Genomic DNA, 16,555 nt, shown 5'->3' with positions numbered 1-16,555 from the left:
CTGACTTGCACCAAGGCGCGAAGTTCCCGGCAAACTGGTGGCCTGCGGTCTGTTCACCGGGCCCGGCCACCTCACCGCATCACCTGACCGCATCACCGAAGGACACCCCATGACCATCGAAGCTCGCCTGCACCGTGATGCCGGCGCCCTCACCACCCTGAGCAACGGCCGGCATGTCTGGAGCGCCGATGTGAGCCGCGAGCTGGGCTCGAGCGACCGTGCGCCCGACCCGCATGACCTGCTCGACTCCGCCCTGGCCGCCTGCACCACGCTGACGCTGGAGCTCTACATCCGCCGCCGCCAGCTGGCCGTGACCAGCCTGCGCGTCACCGTGGAGCGCACCGAGGGCAAGGCCGCCGACGGCCGCACGCTGTACACGCTGCAGCGGCAGGTGTTCATCGACGGCGCGCTGACCGACGATGAGCGAAACAAGCTGCTGGAGATTGCCGGCAAGTGCCCGATCCACCGCCTGCTCGAAGGCGAGATCCACGTCCACACCCAGCTGGGTTGAGAGGGTGACCATGTCAGCACCGCAGATCCTGCAAGGGCATGAAACAGCGCTGGCCACGGGCCTGCAGGTGCGGCGCCTGCTGCCTGCAGCTGCGCGGCGCGCGGTCGGCCCCTTCGTGTTCTTCGACCACTTCGGCCCCGTCACCCTGCCCGCCGATGTGGACAGCGATGTCGGCGGCCACCCGCACATCGGCCTGGCCACGGTGACTTACCTGTTCGACGGCCGCCAGGTGCACCGCGACAGCCTGGGCACGGTGCAGCCCATCGAGCCCGGCGCCGTGAACTGGATGACGGCCGGCCGCGGCATCGTGCACAGCGAGCGCACCCACGACGACGACCGCGGCCGCGATCGCCCGGCGCACGGTCTGCAGCTGTGGGTGGCCCTGCCGCCCGGGCTGTCTGATGTGGCGCCCTCGTTCCAGCATGCAGGCGCTGACGAAATTCCGGAAATCGACGAGCCCGGCGGTGTGCAGCTGCGCCTGCTGGTGGGCGAGGCGTTTGGCCAGCGCAGCCCGGTGAAAACGGCCTCACCCACGCTCTACCTCGACATCACCCTGCCGCCCCACACCCGCTGGAATTTGCCGGCGCTGGCCCCCGAGCTGGCCCTGTACGCCCCCTGTGATGAGCTGCAGGTGAACGGCCTGCCCCTGCCCGCCGCCCACATGGCTGTGCTGCCGGACGGCGAAGGCGCACAGCTGGCCAGCGGTGCCACCGGCGCCCGGCTGGTGGTGGTGGGCGGTGAGGCGCTGCCTCAGCCCGTGCGCATGTGGTGGAACTTCGTGGGCTACAGCCGCGAGGCGCTGGGCGAGGCGGCAGCGCGCTGGGCCGCCGGGGGCTTCGAGCCCATCCCGGGTGAGACGGACCGCATCGAAGGCCCGCCCTGGCGGGGGTGAGGCAGGGGAAGGTGCGGCTCAACCCGCATCAAACGCCGCCGGCAACCACTCGATCTCGTCGCCATCCACCGCCACCACGTCAAAGCGACACGGCGGCAAGGTGTGCAGCGCCTGCAGGTACACCTGGGCGGCGTAGATCAGCTTGCGCTGCTTGCCAAACGTGACGCTGGCCGCCGCGCCGCCGTGGTCCGTGCGCTGGCGGGCGCGCACCTCGACGAAGACCAGCGTGCCGTCGGTGTCGCGCAGGATGAGATCAATCTCGCCGCCCCGGCGCGAGGGACCGCGCGCCACCCGATAATTGCGCTCGACCAGCCGCAATCCCTGCCGCTGCAAAAAAGCCTGTGCGCGCGCTTCGGCCTGCGCACCGGCTTCGGCACGCTCCGTGCCTTGTCCGGCCCTGTGATGGGGCCCAGGATCGCTGACCATGAGTGCACTCCCCTCCTCGTCCTTGTTGTCGGCCGCGGCCGCCGCTGCCGGCGGACAGACCTATCCGGGCGCCACGCTGTATGTGGTGGCCACGCCCATCGGCAACCTCGCCGACTTCAGCCTGCGCGCCATCCACGTGCTGGCCCTGGCCGATGCCGTGGCTTGTGAGGATACGCGCGTGAGTGGTGGCCTGATGCGCCACCTCGGCCTGGACAAGCCATTGATTGCGCTGCATGAACACAACGAGCACAGCGCATCCGACAAGGTGCTGGGGCGTCTTGCGGCCGGCGAGCGTGTGGCGTATGTCAGCGACGCGGGCACGCCGGCCATTTCCGACCCGGGTGCGGTGCTGGTGGCCCGTGCGCGCGCCGCCGGTTACCGGGTGATGCCGCTGCCGGGCGCCTCCAGCGTCGTGACGGCACTGAGCGCTGCCGGTGATGCCGGCCAGCATGACCAGCCCGGCCAGGGCGCCGGCTTCGTGTTCCTGGGCTTTCTGCCTGCCAAGGGGCAAGACCGCGCGCAGGCCCTCCAGGCCGCGCTGCAGCAGCCCTTGAGCACCGTGCTGTTCGAGGCGCCGCACCGCATCGAAGCCCTGGTGGCCGAGCTGGCGGAGCATGCGCCCGCGCGGCTCATCACGCTGTGCAGGGAGTTGACCAAGCAGTTCGAGCAGATCCACACCCTGCCGGCGGCCGAAGCCCCGGCCTGGCTGGCGGCCGACGCGCAGCGCCTGCGTGGCGAGTTTGCGGTGGTGCTGCATGCGCAGCCCAAGGTCGAGGCAGACACCGACGGCCTGCCTGCGGCCGTGGAGCGGCAACTGGTGATCTTGATGCGTGAGCTGCCGCTGAAGCAGGCGGTGGCGCTGGCGGCGGAGCTCAGCGGTTCACCACGCAACGCGCTGTACCAGCGCGCGCTCGCCCTGCGTGCGCAGAGCGAGCCCGACTGAGCCTGACGCAGCAGGCCAGCTCACCGCATCAAGGTCAACCCATCAAGGCTTGGGCGCGTCGCCAGCCTTGTTTTCCAGTTTGCGGCTGATGTCGTGGTTGGCCGCACGCTGGGCCTTGCGCATCTGCTTGCGTTCTTCGTTGGTGACTTGACCATCGGCCATCACCTTCTCCTGCTTCTTGTCGACGCGGGCCTGCTCCTTCTCGAGGCGCTGGGTTTCCTTGGCCGTGAGCTGGCCGCTGGCAGCACCGGCTGCGATGCGGTCTTGCTGACGGGCCTGGCGGTTGTCCAGCTTGCCACCCGCGGTGGCGGAGGCAGCCGGCACGGACGGGACGGCCGTCTGGGCTTGCGTGGCGGCGGCAGCGGCCAGCATCAGAACGGCGCAGACAGACTTCAGGCGGGTATTCAGGGTCATGGAAATGCTCCAGAGTGAGTTGACCCCTGCTCAACGCTGGCCAAGCGCCCGAAGAAGACAGCTGACTTAGGGGGTTTGTCACCAACGGTGTTTTTCGCCCCCTCCTACAATCAGCCGATGATCTCCCGCGAACCCACCCTCGAACGCCTCGCCGTTGCCCAAAGCCTGTTGCTGGATCCGTACCAGCTGTCCGAGGCCACCCTCGGGCGCGCCTTGGCCACCATCGGCGAACACAAGGTCGACGATGCGGACCTGTACTTCCAGTACACCCGCAGCGAGGGATGGAGCCTGGAGGAAGGCATCGTCAAGAGCGGCAGCTTCTCGATCGACCAGGGCGTGGGCGTGCGCGCCGTGGCGGGTGAAAAGACCGCCTTCGCCTATTCCGACGATCTGTCGGAAGCCTCGCTGCTCGACGCGGCCCGCACGGTGCGCACCATCGCCGCCGCCGGCCAGAGCCGCCGCGTGAAGGTGGGCAAGCCCACCACCGTGGCCAAGAGCCGCCTGCTGTACGCACCACTCGACCCCATCGCGACGCTGGACAGCACCCAGAAGGTCGCCCTGCTGGAGCGCGTCGAGAAGATGGCCCGCGCCCGTGACCCGCGCATCGTGCAGGTGATGGCCGGCCTGGCCGCCGAATACGACGTGGTGATGGTGGCCCGCGCCGACGGCACCCGCGCCGCCGACGTGCGCCCGCTGGTGCGCCTGTCGGTCACCGTGATTGCCGAGCAGAACGGCCGCCGCGAAGTGGGCTCGGGCGGTGGCGGTGGCCGCTTCGGCCTGGGCTACTTCCAGGACGCGCAGATCACCGACTACGTTGACCAGGCCGTGAACGCCGCCCTGACCAACCTCGAATCGCGCCCGGTGCCCGCCGGCATGATGACGGTGGTGCTGGGCTCGGGCTGGCCCGGCATCATGCTGCACGAGGCGGTGGGCCACGGCCTGGAAGGCGACTTCAACCGCAAGGGCTCGTCCACCTTCACCGGCCGCATCGGCCAGCGCGTGGCTGCCAAGGGCGTGACCGTGCTGGACGACGGCACGCTGGCCGACCGCCGCGGCTCGCTCAACATCGACGATGAAGGCAACCCGAGCCAGCGCAATGTGCTGATCGAGGACGGCATCCTGCGCGGCTACATGCAAGACAGCATGAACGCCCGCCTGACCGGCGTGAAGCCGACCGGCAACGGCCGTCGCGAAAGCTACGCCCACATCCCGATGCCGCGCATGACCAACACGTACATGCTGCCGGGCGACAAGACCAAGGAAGAGATCGTCGCCAGCATCAAGCGCGGCGTCTACGCCACCAACTTCGGCGGTGGCCAGGTCGACATCACCAGCGGCAAGTTCGTGTTCTCGGCCTCGGAAGCCTACTGGGTCGAGAACGGCAAGATCCTCTACCCGGTGAAGGGCGCCACGCTGATCGGCAGCGGCCCGGAAGCCATGGCGCGCGTCAGCATGATCGGCAACGACCTGCAGCTCGACAGCGGCGTGGGCACCTGCGGCAAGGAAGGCCAGAGCGTGCCTGTGGGCGTGGGCCAGCCCACCCTGCGCATCGACGGCCTGACCGTCGGCGGCACGGCCTGAGGCCCGGCGCGCACCGGGCACTGCCACTTTCTTGTGCTACATTGAGTTCGTGATGACCGCTTCCCGCTTCTTTTTTGCCTACTTTTGGTTCTCGCCCCGTCTGGCGGCTGGAGAGGCAAACGCGCGCACCTGAAGCAACGCGAACACCCCCAGAAAACCGCCGGCAACCCCCGGCGGTTTTTTTTCGCCGGTCTGCATCAGGCACCCACCCAGGAGATACACGATGAACGCGAAATCCACCGCCTCCAGCAGCGACAGCCGCACCGGCCTGATCCTGAGCGAGCGCACCAGCGAAACCGACGACCAGCGCATCCAGGAAGTCACGCCGCTGCCGCCGCCGGAGCACCTGATCCGCTTTTTCCCGATCGCCGGCACGCCCATCGAGGCGCTGATCAAGCAGACCCGCCACACGGTGCGCCGCATCATGAACGGCAAGGACGATCGCCTGCTGGTCATCATCGGCCCGTGCTCCATCCATGATCCGGCCGCCGCGGTGGAATACGCCCGCCGCCTGAAGGACGTGCGCGAGCGTTATGCCGACACCCTGGAAATCGTGATGCGGGTGTACTTCGAGAAGCCGCGCACCACCGTCGGCTGGAAGGGTCTGATCAACGACCCGTACCTGGATGAGAGCTACCGCATCGACGAAGGCCTGCGCATCGCCCGCCAGCTGCTCGTGGAGATCAACCGCCTGGGCGTGCCGGCCGGCAGCGAGTTCCTCGACACCATCAGCCCGCAGTACATCGGCGATCTGATCAGCTGGGGCGCCATCGGCGCGCGCACCACCGAAAGCCAGGTGCACCGCGAACTGTCGTCGGGCCTGTCGGCACCGATCGGTTTCAAGAACGGCACCGACGGCAACATCAAGATCGCGACCGACGCCATCCAGGCCGCCGCCCGCCCGCACCATTTCCTGTCGGTGCACAAGAACGGCCAGGTCGCCATCGTCGAGACCAAGGGCAACAAGGATTGCCACGTCATCCTGCGCGGCGGCAAGGCCCCGAACTACGACGCCGTCAGCGTGGCCGCGGCCTGCAGCGAACTCGAAGCGGCCAAGCTGCCTGCCACCTTGATGGTGGACTGCAGCCATGCCAACTCCAGCAAGCAGCACCAGCGCCAGATCGACGTGGCCCGTGACATCGGCGAGCAGCTGAAGGCCGGCAGCCGCAGTATCTTCGGCGTGATGGTGGAAAGCCACCTGGTGGGCGGCGCCCAGAAGTTCACGCCGGGCAAGGACGACCCGGCCAAGCTGTGCCACGGCCAGAGCATCACCGACGCCTGCATCGACTGGGACGATTCAGTGGGTGTGCTGGAAACGCTGAGCGACGCTGTCAGGGCTCGCCGCGGGTGACAAGCGCGCGGGGGCGTGCCAGACTCGACACACCCCCGCACACACCCCGCCGAGGTTTGCCGATGCGCCACATCGTGACCGTTGTCTTCGATACCCGCCAGAGCCTGGACATCCCCGTGAACGCCAATGAGCTGCCGCCCGCCGACGAGGCCCGGCGCTGGCTGGATGGCGAATTCACGCGGCTTGATTGCAGCCCGCTGCGCGCCAGCGGCAAGGTGCTGACGGCCGACAAGCTGCTGGCCGTGGCGGATGCCGCCGGCCCGCTGGCCTTTGATGATGCGCACTGGCAGCAAACCTTCGGCCGCGCCACCTGCGCCGCACTGGGCCGGCCCGTGGTGCGGGTGGACCTGTCTCAGATGACGGTGCGCAGCTGAAGTTGCTCAGCTGACGCCGCCGCAGGCTCAGCCGCCGGTGTTGTCGGCGGCGCCCTCAGCGGGCTGGTCATCCGCCCCTTCAGCCTGCGCGCGCTGCAGGCGCTCACTGCGCCAGTAGACATCGTCGCCACCCAGGCCGTCCAGGTTCGCCCGGTTGAGCACCCGCGCCAGCACGAACAGCAGATCGGACAGGCGGTTCAGGTATTGGCGCGGCGCGTCGTTCACCGGCTCGATCGCCGTCAGGCCCACCACGGCCCGCTCGGCACGCCGGGCGATGGTGCGCGCCACATGCGCCAGCGCGGCGCTGCGGGTGCCGGCAGGCAGGATGAATTCGGCCAGGCGCGGCAACTGGGCGTTGTAGTGCGCCAGGGCTTCGTCCAGGCGGATCACGGCGTCGGGCTTGAGCAGCTCGTAGCCCGGGATCGACAGCTCGCCGCCCAGGTTGAACAGCTCGTGCTGAATCACCACCAGCAGCTCGCGCACATCGGCCGGCAACGGCTCGGCCAGCAGCACGCCGAGTTGCGAGTTGAGTTCGTCCACATCGCCCATGGCGGCCACGCGCAGATGGTCTTTGGGGACACGTTGTCCGTCGCCCAGCCCGGTGGTGCCGTCATCCCCGGTGCGGGTCGCGATTTGAGTGAGTCGATTGGCCATGCGGCAGTGTAGAGGCGCCGCAGCAGCCCCGCGACGCACGGGCCCATCGGCAGTACAGTGAGGCCATGAACGCTCCGATGCCGCACCCCGCCGAGCGCCTGCTCGCCCGTCCGCTGCCCGCCCAGATGCTCAGCGCGTTGAGCGCCCGTTTCGGGCCGCGCCTGTCCACGGCGCTGGCCGTGCGCGAGCAGCATGGCCGCGATGAATCGCCCTTCGACGTGCCGCCGCCCGACGCCGTGGTGTTCTGCGAAAGCACCGAGGAGGTGGCCTTCGCCGTCAGCCAGGCCGCGCAGCACCAGGTGCCGGTCATTCCCTACGGCGCAGGCTCGTCGCTGGAAGGCCACCTGCTGGCCGTGCAAGGCGGCCTGAGCATTGACTTGTCGCGCATGAACCGCGTGGTGCAGGTGCATGCCGATGACCTGACCTGCACCGTGGAGGCCGGCGTGCTGCGCACCCAGCTGAACCGCGAGGTCAAGGACATGGGCCTGTTCTTCCCGATCGATCCGGGCGCAGACGCGTCCATCGGCGGCATGACGGCCACGCGCGCCTCCGGCACGAACGCCGTGCGTTACGGCACGATGCGCGAGAACGTGCTCGGCCTGACGGTGGTGACCGCCAGCGGCGAGGTCATCCGCACCGGCACGCGTGCCCGCAAATCAAGTGCCGGCTACGACCTGACGCGCCTGATGGTGGGCAGCGAAGGCACGCTGGGCGTCATCACCGAGATCACGCTGAAGCTGCATCCGCTGCCCGAAAGCGTGGCCGCCGCGATCTGCTTCTTCCCGGACGTGGAAGGCGCCGTCAACACCACCATCCAGCTGATCCAGATGGGCGTGCCGATCGCCCGTTGCGAGTTCCTCGACCGCCATGCCGTGCGCGCCGTGAACCTGCACGACAAGCTCGGGCTGACCGAGGCGCCGATGCTGCTGATGGAGTTCCACGGCAGCGCCGCCAGCGTGGCCGAGCAGGCCGCCACGGTGCAGGAAATCGCCCGCGATCTGGGTGGCAATGATTTCCAGTGGGCCACCACGCCGGAAGAGCGCACCCGCCTGTGGACGGCGCGCCACCACGCCTACCTGTCGGGCCTGCAGATGAAGCCGGGCTGCCGCGCCATCACCACCGACACCTGCGTGCCGATCTCGCAGCTGGCCGGCATGGTGACGGCCGCGCTGGACGACGCGGAGGCTGCCGGCCTGCCGCACTTCGTGGTGGGCCACGTGGGCGACGGCAATTTCCACATCGCCTACCTGATCGACCCGGCACTGCCCGAAGAGCGCGAGCGCGCCGAGGCCCTGAACGACCGGGTGGTGCAGCGCGCCATCGCGGTGGAAGGCACCTGCACCGGCGAGCACGGCATCGGCCTGCACAAGCAGGGTTTCCTGGTCGAGGAAACCGGGGCAGGCAGCGTGGCGATGATGCGGGCGATCAAGCTGGCGCTTGACCCGCACAACATCCTCAACCCGGGAAAGATCTTCCAGCTGTGAGTGCGACGGCGCCGCGGTCAAGCCAGGCCTCGAAGGCGGCAAGCGTGGCGCCCAGGTCCAGCGGCTTGGTCCAGTAATCCGCGAAGCCTGCGGCCAGCGCACGGTCCACATCGGCGGGCAAGGCATCGGCCGACACCGCCACCGCAGGCACCGCCTGCAGACCGGGCAAGGCTCGCAGGCGGCCCAGCAGCTCCAGTCCGTTGATGTCGGGCAGGCCGATGTCCACCAGCAGCAGCTCGGGCGCATGCCGCTCGGCCTGGGCCAGGCATTCGGCACCGGTGGCGGCCACATGCAGCCGCATCGCCGGGCAGCGCTGGGCGATGGCCTGCATCAGCATCACGTTGACGGGGTTGTCGTCCACATACAGCGCATGGCGCACCTGCTGGCCCACCGTGGCCTGAGCGGGCGGCACTTCCGGCGGTCGGGTTGCCTCAGGCGCGCGCTTGGCCTCAATGCCCGCGCGCTCCACGGCCGGCAACTGCAGCGTGAAGCAGCTGCCCTGCCCCGGCACGCTGTGCACCAGCACATCGCCGCCCATGCGCAGGGCCAGGCCACGGGTGATGACCAGGCCCAGGCCGCTGCCTTCCACCGTGGTGCGCTCGGCGCCCAGGCGGTTGAAGGGCTCGAACAGATGGGCGCATTGCCGGGCGTCCAGGCCCGGCCCGGTGTCATGCAGTTCCAGCGCCACCCAGGCCCCCTGCGGGCGAGCCGTCAGCCGCACCAGGCCTTGCGGCCGGTTGTACTTCACGGCGTTGGTCAGCAGGTTGAGCAGGCACTGAGACAGCTTCTGCGGATCAGCCATCACCGCCAGGCCTGCAGGCGCCTCGCAGTGCAGCTCGACGCCCGCCTGCGCGGCCTGCAGCGTCACCATGCCCATGCCGGCCAGCAGGGCCTGGCGAACATCGCAGGGCTGCAGGTGCAGATCGACCGCTCCGGTTTCGATGCGGGTGAGGTCGAGCACCTCGTTGACCAGCTCCAGCAGCCCTCGACCCGCGGCCTCGATGTGGCCCAGGTAGTCGCGCTGGGCAGCATCGAGGCGCTGGGCCGAATCGGCTGCCAGCAACTGCGAAAAGCCCATCACGGCATTCAGCGGGGTGCGCAGCTCGTGGCTGATGCGGGCGAGGAATTCACTCTTGGCCCGGCTGGCCTGCTCGGCCACTTCCTTGTCGCGCACCAGGGCGTCTGTGGCGCGGCGCTCGGTGGCGTCACACAGGTAGGCATGCCACAGCACCGTGCCGTCAGCCAGGCGTTGCGGCGAGGCCCGGCCTTCGACCCAGCGCTCTTCGCCACGCACCCGCACCCGGAACTCGTGGTGCCAGGACGAGAGCCGGCGTGCGGACACCAGCAGGCTGCGCCGCAGCGAACGCCAATCGGGCGGGCTGATGCGGCTGCGCATCGGCGTGGCGCTGAGCCGCGCCTGGGCGGGCGTCACGTCGAACAGGGTCTGGATGGCGTCGCTGGCGAATGGGAAGCAGGCGGCGCCGTTGGGTGACAGCATGAACTGGCAGACCAGGCCCGGCACCTGTTCGGTGGCTCGGCGCGCCCGCAGCAACTCCTCCTCCATCCGCTTGCGATCACGGATGTGCACCAGCACGGCCACGTTGCGCACCCGTCCATCCGGCAGCACTTCGCGGCGGATGTTGACCAGCACCGGCACATCGCCGCCCGCCGAGGCGCGCAGCGTCAGGTAACTCTCTTCCACCCATTGCTGCAGTTGCAGCTTGGGCCACAGGCCGGTCAGGTACAGGATGCGCGAGGCTGGCGTCAGGGCATCGGCGAACAGCGCTGGCGGGGCCGCCCCCAGCTCCAACCCGAGCATCTGCATGTAGCCGGTGTTCCAGTTGTACAGCCGGCCACTGTCAAAGAAGCTGACCACCGCGCAAGGCAAGCCGTCGTGCACATGTCCGGTGGGGGGCGCCGAGTGCAGCTGCTGAATGGACGAGCCGGCGCCGGAGGCGAACATCAAATGCCTTGGTTGCGGAAGTAGTCGCGCATGACGGCAACGGCCTCATCGGGCTCGCTCATGTGGGGGCAATGGCCGGTAGCGCGCAGCACCTGCACGGTGCTCTGCGGCATGTGGCGGGCGATGTAGTCGCCAACCGCCAGCGGTGCCAGCGCGTCGTCACTGCATTGCAGCACCAGCGAGGGAATCTGCACCTTGGGCAGATCAGCGCGGTTGTCAGCCAGGAAGATGGCCCGCGCCCAGCGGCGAGCGATCGAGGGATCCAGCGCACAGAAGCTGGCATCCAGCTCTTCGGCCAGCTCGGGCCGGTCGGCATGCTTCATCACCACCGGCGCCAGCGCGTCGGCCCAGGCCTCGAAGTTGTGCTCCATCATGTCGAGCATGGCGTCGATGTCGCTGCGCTCGAAGCCGCCGACGTAGTCAGGCGGGTGGTTGATGTAGCAGGGCGACGGGCCGATCATCACCATGTGCGAAAACAGACCCGGCTGCATCTGTGACGCCAGCACGCCCACCATGGCGCTGGCCGAATGGCCGACAAACACCACGTCCTTCAGATCAAGCGCATTGACCAGGCCCACCACGTCCTCGGCATAACCCGACAGGGTGACGTGCCGGACGGGGTCGTAGGCCGAGGCATCAGAGCGGCCCGACCCGATGTAGTCGAACAGCACCAGCGAATAATCGTTCTCGAAGGCGGGCACCAGGTGGCGCCACATGCCCTGGTCACAGCCGAAGCCGTGAGCGAACAACAAGGTGCGCGGCCCATTCCCACGTCGCACCACGGCATGACGGTGCGTCCAGACTGACAGTGGCTCGCTCATCCAACGACTCCTCGCGTGCAGCGATTGAGGGTGCAACAGGTGTTGCACTCGACAGGGCGCTCAACGCCTCAATCGCTGCCATTCTTGCAGCCAGCGTGATCTACATCAAGTCAGGGGGGCTGCCACGCTCCATCGCCGGGTGGTCTCCCCCTGGCCATTGACGCTTTCCAGCTGCACGCCGAAGCCCCAGAGCCGGGACACATGCTTGAGCACCTCGGCCGCACTGTCATCGAGCGGGCGGTTGTTGTGCTGGGTGTGCCGCAGCGTCAGCGAGCGGTCACCGCGCAGGTTCACGTTCCACACCTGGATGTTCGGCTCGCGCGCGCCGAGGTCGTACTGGCGTGACAGCGCTTCGCGCACCCGCCGGTAGCCGCCCTCGTCGTGGATGGCGCTGACGGCCAGCTCGGTCTGCTTGTCGTCGTCGACGATGGCGAACAGCCGGAAGTCGCGCATCAGCTTGGGACTGAGGTACTGGCCCACAAAGCTTTCGTCCTTGAAGTTGCGCATGGCCTGGTCCAGCACGGGCAGCCAGGGCTGGCCGGCGATGTCAGGAAACCAGGCGCGGTCTTCATCGGTGGGCGCTTCGCAGATGCGCTTGATGTCGGTGTACATCGCAAAGCCCAGCGCGTACGGATTCAGGCCGTTGTAGCCGCGGTCACCCACACGCGGCTGGTAGACCACGTTGGTGTGCGACTTCAGCCATTCGATCATCACGCCATCGGTCAGCAGGCCGTCGTCGTAGAGCGTGTTGAGCAGCTTGTGATGCCAGAACGTGGCCCAGCCTTCGTTCATGACCTGGGTTTGCCGTTGGGGATAGAAGTACTGCGCCACCTTGCGGACGATGCGCACCACCTCGCGCTGCCAGGGCTCCAGCAGCGGCGCGTTCTTCTCGATGAAGTACAGCAAGTTCTCTTCCGGCTCTTCAGGAAAGCGGCGGCTGGTGGGCGCGTCTTCCACCGCATCGGCCTTGCGGGGCAAGGTGCGCCAGAGCTCATTCACCTGCGACTGCGCGTAGGTCTCGCGGTCCTTGCGCTGCGCCAGCTCTTCGGCAAGCGACTTTTTGCTCGGCCGCCGGTAGCGGTCAACGCCGTGGTTCTGCAGCGCGTGGCAGGAGTCGAGGAACAGCTCCACCGTGTCCACGCCATGCCGCTCTTCGCACTCGGCGATGTAGTTCTTGGCGTAGACGAGGTAGTCGATGATCGACGCGGCATCCGTCCACATGCGGAACAGGTAGTTGCCCTTGAAGAAGCTGTTGTGGCCATAGGCCGCGTGGGCAATCACCAGGGCCTGCATGGCCATGGTGTTCTCCTCCATCAGGTAGCTGATGCAGGGGTTGGCATTGATGACGATCTCGTAGGCCAGGCCCATGTGGCCGCGCCGGTAGTTCTTCTCGGTGCTGATGAACTCCTTGCCGTAGCTCCAGTGCCGGTAGTTCACCGGCATGCCCACGCTGGCGTAGGCATCCATCATCTGCTCGGCGGTGATGATCTCGAGCTGGTTCGGATAGGTGTCGAGCCCGAAGCGCTGCGCGGTGCGGCGAATGGCGTCGTGGTACTGCTCGATCAGGTCGAAGGTCCAGTCGCTCGGGTCAGGCAGCGGCCGCTCGGCGCGCAGCGGCGCCGGCAGGGGGTGCTGCTGCACCTCGCGCACATGCCGCCGATCACCCTCGGCAGCCACACGCCCGCGGTCGTCGTGCCAGCGGCGTTCCTGGGAAAAGTGCTCGCTCATGCGTTCACCCCTTCCTTCTTGAACAGGTCCCGGAAGACCGGGTAGATGTGCGACGGATCGACCGCCTTGCGCATCGCGAAGTGCGGCTCGGCATCCACCAGCTTGGTGTATTCCTCCCACAGGTTCTGCTCTTCCTCGGCCACCTGCACATAGGCAAAGTAGCGGCAGGCCGGCAGCAGCTTCTGGGTCAGCAACTCGCGGCAGCGGCCTGAATCGTGGTGCCAGTTGTCGCCGTCACTGGCCTGGGCGCCGTAGATGTTCCATTCCTCCGGGCTGTAGCGCTCGGTGATGATCTTGCTCATCAATTCCAGCGCTGACGACACCACCGTGCCACCGGTTTCCCGCGCATGGAAGAAGTCTTCCTCGCTCACTTCCTGGGCCTGCGTGTGGTGGCGGATGAAGACCAGCTCGATCTTCTCGTAGTGCCGTGTAAGGAACAGGTAGAGCAGGATGAAGAAGCGCTTGGACAACTCCTTGCGCTGCTCGTCCATCGAGCCAGAGACATCCATCAGGCAGAACATCACCGCCTTGCTGGTGGGCACCGGCGTGCGCACCCGGCTGCGAAAACGCAGGTCGATCGGATCAAGGAAAGGGATCAGCCCCAGGCGTGCCTTCAGCGCGGCGATGCGCTCCTGCGCCTCCTGCAATTCCTTCAGCGCCACAGGCTCGCCGCCGTGGTGGCGCATCAGGTGAGCCACCCGCGCTTCCAGCTCGTGCAGCTCACGGCGCGACTCACCACCGAGGGCAATGCGCCGGCCGAGCGCGCCGCGCATCGAACGCACGATGTGCAGGTTGCTCGGCGTGCCGTCACTCGAAAACCCCGCGCGGTGGCTTTTCCACTCCGGCGTTTCAGCCAGCTGCGTGCGCACCAGATGCGGCAGGGCCAGGTCCTCGAAGAAGACCTGCATGAACTCTTCCTTGCTCAGCGCAAAGGTGAAGTCATCCTCGCCGTCACCGGAATCACTGGCCTGGCCCTTGCCACTGCCCTGCCCGCTGCCGCCGCCCTTGGGGCGCTGGATGCGGTCACCCGCCACGTACTCCTGGTTGCCCGGGTGCACCATCTCGCGCTGGCCGCCCTGGCCGTGGTGAAACACCGGCTCCGACATGTCCTTCTTCGGAATCGTGATCTCTTCGCCGCGCTCGAGATCGCGGATGCCGCGACCATCCACCGCGCGCCGCACGGCGTCGCGGATCTGCCCTTTGTAGCGCCGCAGGAAGCGCTCGCGGTTGCCGATCGACTTGTTCTTGCCGGCCAGCCTGCGGTCGATGACTTGCTGCAACATGAACGACCTTTTTTGAAGGGTTCGCGATCAGGGAGTGGCTGGCTCAACCAATGAGCCAGCCCCGTCGACATCAACTGCTCTTGCGCACCCGCAGGTACCACTCGCAGAGCAGCCGCACCTGCTTGGGCGTGTAGCCCTTGGCCACCATGCGGTCGACGAAGTCCTCGTGCTTCTTGGCTTCGTCGGCGCTGGCCTTGGCGTTGAAGCTGATCACCGGCAGCAACTCCTCGGTGTTCGAGAACATCTTCTTCTCGATCACCGACCGCAGCTTTTCGTAGCTCGTCCACACCGGGTTCTTGCCGGCGTTGTTGGCCCGCGCCCGCAGCACGAAGTTGACGATCTCGTTGCGGAAGTCCTTCGGGTTGGCAATGCCGGCCGGCTTCTCGATCTTCTCGAGTTCACCGTTCAGCGACACCCGGTCGAACACCTCGCCGGTGTCGGTGTCGCGGTACTCCTGGTCCTGGATCCAGTAGTCGGCGTAGGTGACATAGCGATCAAAGATGTTCTGCCCGTACTCGCTGTAGCTCTCGAGGTAGGCAGTCTGGATTTCCTTGCCGATGAACTCCGCGTAGCGTGGCGAGAGCTGCTCCTTGATGTAGGCCACGTACTTCTGCTCGACCTCCGCCGGGAACTGCTCGCGCTCGATCTGCTGCTCCAGCACATACATCAGGTGCACCGGGTTGGCCGCCACTTCGGTGGAGTCGAAGTTGAAGACCTTGGAGATGATCTTGTAGGCGAAGCGGGTGGAGATGCCGCTCATGCCTTCGTCCACACCGGCGTAATCGCGGTACTCCTGGTAGCTCTTGGCGCGCGGGTCGGTGTCCTTCAGGTTCTCGCCGTCGTAGACCTGCATCTTGCTGAACAGCGACGAGTTCTCCGGCTCCTTCAGCCGCGTGAGGATGGCGAACTGGCTCATCATCTTCAGCGTGCCCGGTGCGCAGGTGGCACCGGCCAGCGAGCTGCCCTTGAGCAGCTTCTCGTAGATCTTCACCTCTTCACTCACCCGCAGGCAGTACGGCACCTTGACGATGTAGATGCGGTCGAGGAAGGCCTCGTTGTTCTTGTTGTTGCGGAAGGCCTTCCACTCGCTTTCATTGCTGTGGGCCAGCACCACGCCGTCGAAGGGAATGGCACCAAAACCTTCCGTGCCCTTGAAGTTGCCTTCCTGGGTGGCGGTCAGCAGCGGGTGCAGCACCTTGATCGGCGCCTTGAACATTTCCACGAACTCCAGCAGGCCCTGGTTGGCCAGGCACAGGCCACCGCTGTAGCTGTAGGCGTCAGGGTCGTCCTGGGCGAAGCTTTCAAGCTTGCGGATGTCGACCTTGCCCACCAGGCTGGAAATGTCCTGGTTGTTCTCGTCGCCGGGCTCGGTCTTGGCAATGCCCACCTGCTTGAGGATGCTCGGGTGGCGCTTGACGACCTTGAACTGGCGGATGTCGCCACCGAACTCTTCAAGGCGCTTCACCGCCCACGGCGACATGATGCGGTTGAGGTAGCGGCGCGGGATGCCGTACTCGCTCTCCAGGATCGGGCCGTCCTCGTTCACATCGAACAGGCCGAGCGGTGATTCATTCACCGGCGAGCCCTTGATCGCGTAGAACGGCACCTCCTGCATCAGCGCCTTCAGGCGCTCGGCGATGGAGCTCTTGCCGCCGCCCACCGGGCCCAGCAGGTAGAGGATCTGCTTCTTCTCTTCCAGGCCCTGCGCTGCATGCCGGAAGTAGGACACCACCTGCTCGATGGCGTCTTCCATGCCGTAGAACTCGGCGAAGGCGGGGTAGATCTTGATGACCTTGTTGGCGAACAGGCGCGACAGGCGGGTGTCGTGCCGGGTGTCCACCATCTGCGGCTCACCGATGGCGCGGAGCATGCGCTCGGCAGCGGTGGCATACGCCAGCGGGTTGCGTTTGCACTCGTTGAGGTAGTCCTCGAGGGACATCTCCTCCTCACGGGTGCGTTCGAAGCGGGCGGCAAAGCTGCTGATCACGTCCATGGGACCTCCTGAGTGGATGACGCTGCAGGCCATGGCTAGCCTGCGAAGCGCCTGGAAAGTTTTGATGGCGTCCCGGCTTGACCCGGCCCGGGCGCCATCAGAGCGTTCCGGTCAGTGACGTGAAAGAAGTCTCGTTG

Annotated in this window: 15 protein-coding genes; 7 read left to right on the top strand and 8 right to left on the bottom strand. The window is 67.0% G+C overall.

The genetic code is table 11. The annotated features are described in order from the left end of the window. The first annotated feature begins 109 nt into the window (after positions 1 to 109). Both AACH00_RS10620 and AACH00_RS10615 read left to right on the top strand, forming a co-directional pair. A complete protein-coding gene (locus AACH00_RS10620) occupies positions 110 to 511 on the top strand; it encodes an OsmC family protein (protein ID WP_341399100.1) in 402 nt (133 codons plus the stop codon). A 10-nt stretch (positions 512 to 521) separates the two neighbouring features. Further along, positions 522 to 1,403: a pirin family protein gene (locus AACH00_RS10615; protein WP_341399099.1), complete on the top strand. Its 882-nt coding sequence runs from the start codon at positions 522 to 524 to the stop codon at positions 1,401 to 1,403. An 18-nt stretch (positions 1,404 to 1,421) separates the two neighbouring features. On the opposite strand, the gene AACH00_RS10610 is transcribed toward AACH00_RS10615, so the two are convergent. Beyond that, on the bottom strand, positions 1,422 to 1,829 hold the full coding sequence (locus AACH00_RS10610) for a YraN family protein (protein ID WP_341399098.1): 408 nt from the start codon (positions 1,827 to 1,829) through the stop codon (positions 1,422 to 1,424). Between AACH00_RS10610 and rsmI the strand changes: the two genes are divergently transcribed. Then, positions 1,828 to 2,772 (top strand): 16S rRNA (cytidine(1402)-2'-O)-methyltransferase, encoded by a 945-nt coding sequence (gene rsmI / locus AACH00_RS10605; protein ID WP_341399097.1) that lies wholly within the window; start codon positions 1,828 to 1,830, stop codon positions 2,770 to 2,772. The genes AACH00_RS10610 and rsmI overlap by 2 nt on opposite strands. Before the next feature lie 42 nt (positions 2,773 to 2,814). On the opposite strand, the gene AACH00_RS10600 is transcribed toward rsmI, so the two are convergent. Then, complete coding sequence (locus tag AACH00_RS10600; protein ID WP_341399096.1) at positions 2,815 to 3,186, bottom strand: hypothetical protein; 372 nt, start codon at positions 3,184 to 3,186, stop codon at positions 2,815 to 2,817. Between the two features lie 117 nt (positions 3,187 to 3,303). Between AACH00_RS10600 and tldD the strand changes: the two genes are divergently transcribed. The 3 genes from tldD (at position 3,304) to AACH00_RS10585 (ending at position 6,492) form a co-directional block, all read left to right on the top strand. Continuing rightward, positions 3,304 to 4,767 carry a metalloprotease TldD gene (gene tldD / locus AACH00_RS10595; protein WP_341399095.1) on the top strand — a complete coding sequence of 488 codons (1,464 nt, stop codon included), beginning with the start codon at positions 3,304 to 3,306 and terminating at the stop codon, positions 4,765 to 4,767. Positions 4,768 to 4,990: 223 nt separating this feature from the next. Continuing rightward, positions 4,991 to 6,118, top strand: a complete 1,128-nt coding sequence (locus tag AACH00_RS10590) for a 3-deoxy-7-phosphoheptulonate synthase (protein WP_341399094.1) — start codon at positions 4,991 to 4,993, stop codon at positions 6,116 to 6,118. Between the two features lie 62 nt (positions 6,119 to 6,180). Further along, positions 6,181 to 6,492 (top strand): hypothetical protein, encoded by a 312-nt coding sequence (locus AACH00_RS10585; RefSeq protein WP_341399093.1) that lies wholly within the window; start codon positions 6,181 to 6,183, stop codon positions 6,490 to 6,492. A 27-nt stretch (positions 6,493 to 6,519) separates the two neighbouring features. On the opposite strand, the gene AACH00_RS10580 is transcribed toward AACH00_RS10585, so the two are convergent. Continuing rightward, positions 6,520 to 7,146, bottom strand: a complete 627-nt coding sequence (locus AACH00_RS10580; RefSeq protein ID WP_341399092.1) for a cob(I)yrinic acid a,c-diamide adenosyltransferase — start codon at positions 7,144 to 7,146, stop codon at positions 6,520 to 6,522. 65 nt (positions 7,147 to 7,211) lie between these two features. Here AACH00_RS10580 and AACH00_RS10575 point away from each other — a divergent pair, with 65 nt between their 5' ends. Continuing rightward, positions 7,212 to 8,630 (top strand): FAD-binding oxidoreductase, encoded by a 1,419-nt coding sequence (locus AACH00_RS10575; protein WP_341399091.1) that lies wholly within the window; start codon positions 7,212 to 7,214, stop codon positions 8,628 to 8,630. Here the strand turns inward: AACH00_RS10575 and AACH00_RS10570 are convergent. The 5 genes from AACH00_RS10570 to AACH00_RS10550 all read right to left on the bottom strand — a co-directional run bounded on the left by AACH00_RS10570 (position 8,602) and on the right by AACH00_RS10550 (position 16,418). Continuing rightward, positions 8,602 to 10,593, bottom strand: a complete 1,992-nt coding sequence (locus tag AACH00_RS10570) for a PAS domain-containing hybrid sensor histidine kinase/response regulator (protein ID WP_341399090.1) — start codon at positions 10,591 to 10,593, stop codon at positions 8,602 to 8,604. The two genes, AACH00_RS10575 and AACH00_RS10570, sit on opposite strands and share 29 nt — an antisense overlap. Beyond that, complete coding sequence (locus tag AACH00_RS10565; RefSeq protein ID WP_341399089.1) at positions 10,593 to 11,414, bottom strand: alpha/beta fold hydrolase; 822 nt, start codon at positions 11,412 to 11,414, stop codon at positions 10,593 to 10,595. Before AACH00_RS10565 ends, AACH00_RS10570 begins: the two co-directional genes overlap by 1 nt. 105 nt (positions 11,415 to 11,519) lie before the next feature. Then, a complete protein-coding gene (locus AACH00_RS10560) occupies positions 11,520 to 13,142 on the bottom strand; it encodes a SpoVR family protein (protein ID WP_341399088.1) in 1,623 nt (540 codons plus the stop codon). Next, positions 13,139 to 14,425 (bottom strand): YeaH/YhbH family protein, encoded by a 1,287-nt coding sequence (locus tag AACH00_RS10555; protein ID WP_341399087.1) that lies wholly within the window; start codon positions 14,423 to 14,425, stop codon positions 13,139 to 13,141. The genes AACH00_RS10560 and AACH00_RS10555 overlap by 4 nt, the downstream gene beginning before the upstream one ends. A 70-nt stretch (positions 14,426 to 14,495) precedes the next feature. Continuing rightward, positions 14,496 to 16,418: a PrkA family serine protein kinase gene (locus AACH00_RS10550; protein ID WP_341399086.1), complete on the bottom strand. Its 1,923-nt coding sequence runs from the start codon at positions 16,416 to 16,418 to the stop codon at positions 14,496 to 14,498. Between the last annotated feature and the right edge of the window lie 137 nt (positions 16,419 to 16,555).

The organism is Ideonella margarita (genome assembly GCF_038066635.1).
Lineage (GTDB): Bacteria > Pseudomonadota > Gammaproteobacteria > Burkholderiales > Burkholderiaceae_C > Ideonella > Ideonella margarita.
This window is presented reverse-complemented; position numbering and strand designations above follow the sequence as displayed.

Coding starts and splice junctions, on each gene's coding strand:
- AACH00_RS10620 (WP_341399100.1), top strand. CDS start 110: ATGACCATCGAAGCTCGCCTGCACCGTGATGCCGGCGCCCTCACCACC.
- AACH00_RS10615 (WP_341399099.1), top strand. CDS start 522: ATGTCAGCACCGCAGATCCTGCAAGGGCATGAAACAGCGCTGGCCACG.
- rsmI (WP_341399097.1), top strand. CDS start 1,828: ATGAGTGCACTCCCCTCCTCGTCCTTGTTGTCGGCCGCGGCCGCCGCT.
- AACH00_RS10610 (WP_341399098.1), bottom strand. CDS start 1,829: ATGGTCAGCGATCCTGGGCCCCATCACAGGGCCGGACAAGGCACGGAG.
- AACH00_RS10600 (WP_341399096.1), bottom strand. CDS start 3,186: ATGACCCTGAATACCCGCCTGAAGTCTGTCTGCGCCGTTCTGATGCTG.
- tldD (WP_341399095.1), top strand. CDS start 3,304: ATGATCTCCCGCGAACCCACCCTCGAACGCCTCGCCGTTGCCCAAAGC.
- AACH00_RS10590 (WP_341399094.1), top strand. CDS start 4,991: ATGAACGCGAAATCCACCGCCTCCAGCAGCGACAGCCGCACCGGCCTG.
- AACH00_RS10585 (WP_341399093.1), top strand. CDS start 6,181: ATGCGCCACATCGTGACCGTTGTCTTCGATACCCGCCAGAGCCTGGAC.
- AACH00_RS10580 (WP_341399092.1), bottom strand. CDS start 7,146: ATGGCCAATCGACTCACTCAAATCGCGACCCGCACCGGGGATGACGGC.
- AACH00_RS10575 (WP_341399091.1), top strand. CDS start 7,212: ATGAACGCTCCGATGCCGCACCCCGCCGAGCGCCTGCTCGCCCGTCCG.
- AACH00_RS10570 (WP_341399090.1), bottom strand. CDS start 10,593: ATGTTCGCCTCCGGCGCCGGCTCGTCCATTCAGCAGCTGCACTCGGCG.
- AACH00_RS10565 (WP_341399089.1), bottom strand. CDS start 11,414: ATGAGCGAGCCACTGTCAGTCTGGACGCACCGTCATGCCGTGGTGCGA.
- AACH00_RS10560 (WP_341399088.1), bottom strand. CDS start 13,142: ATGAGCGAGCACTTTTCCCAGGAACGCCGCTGGCACGACGACCGCGGG.
- AACH00_RS10555 (WP_341399087.1), bottom strand. CDS start 14,425: ATGTTGCAGCAAGTCATCGACCGCAGGCTGGCCGGCAAGAACAAGTCG.
- AACH00_RS10550 (WP_341399086.1), bottom strand. CDS start 16,418: ATGGACGTGATCAGCAGCTTTGCCGCCCGCTTCGAACGCACCCGTGAG.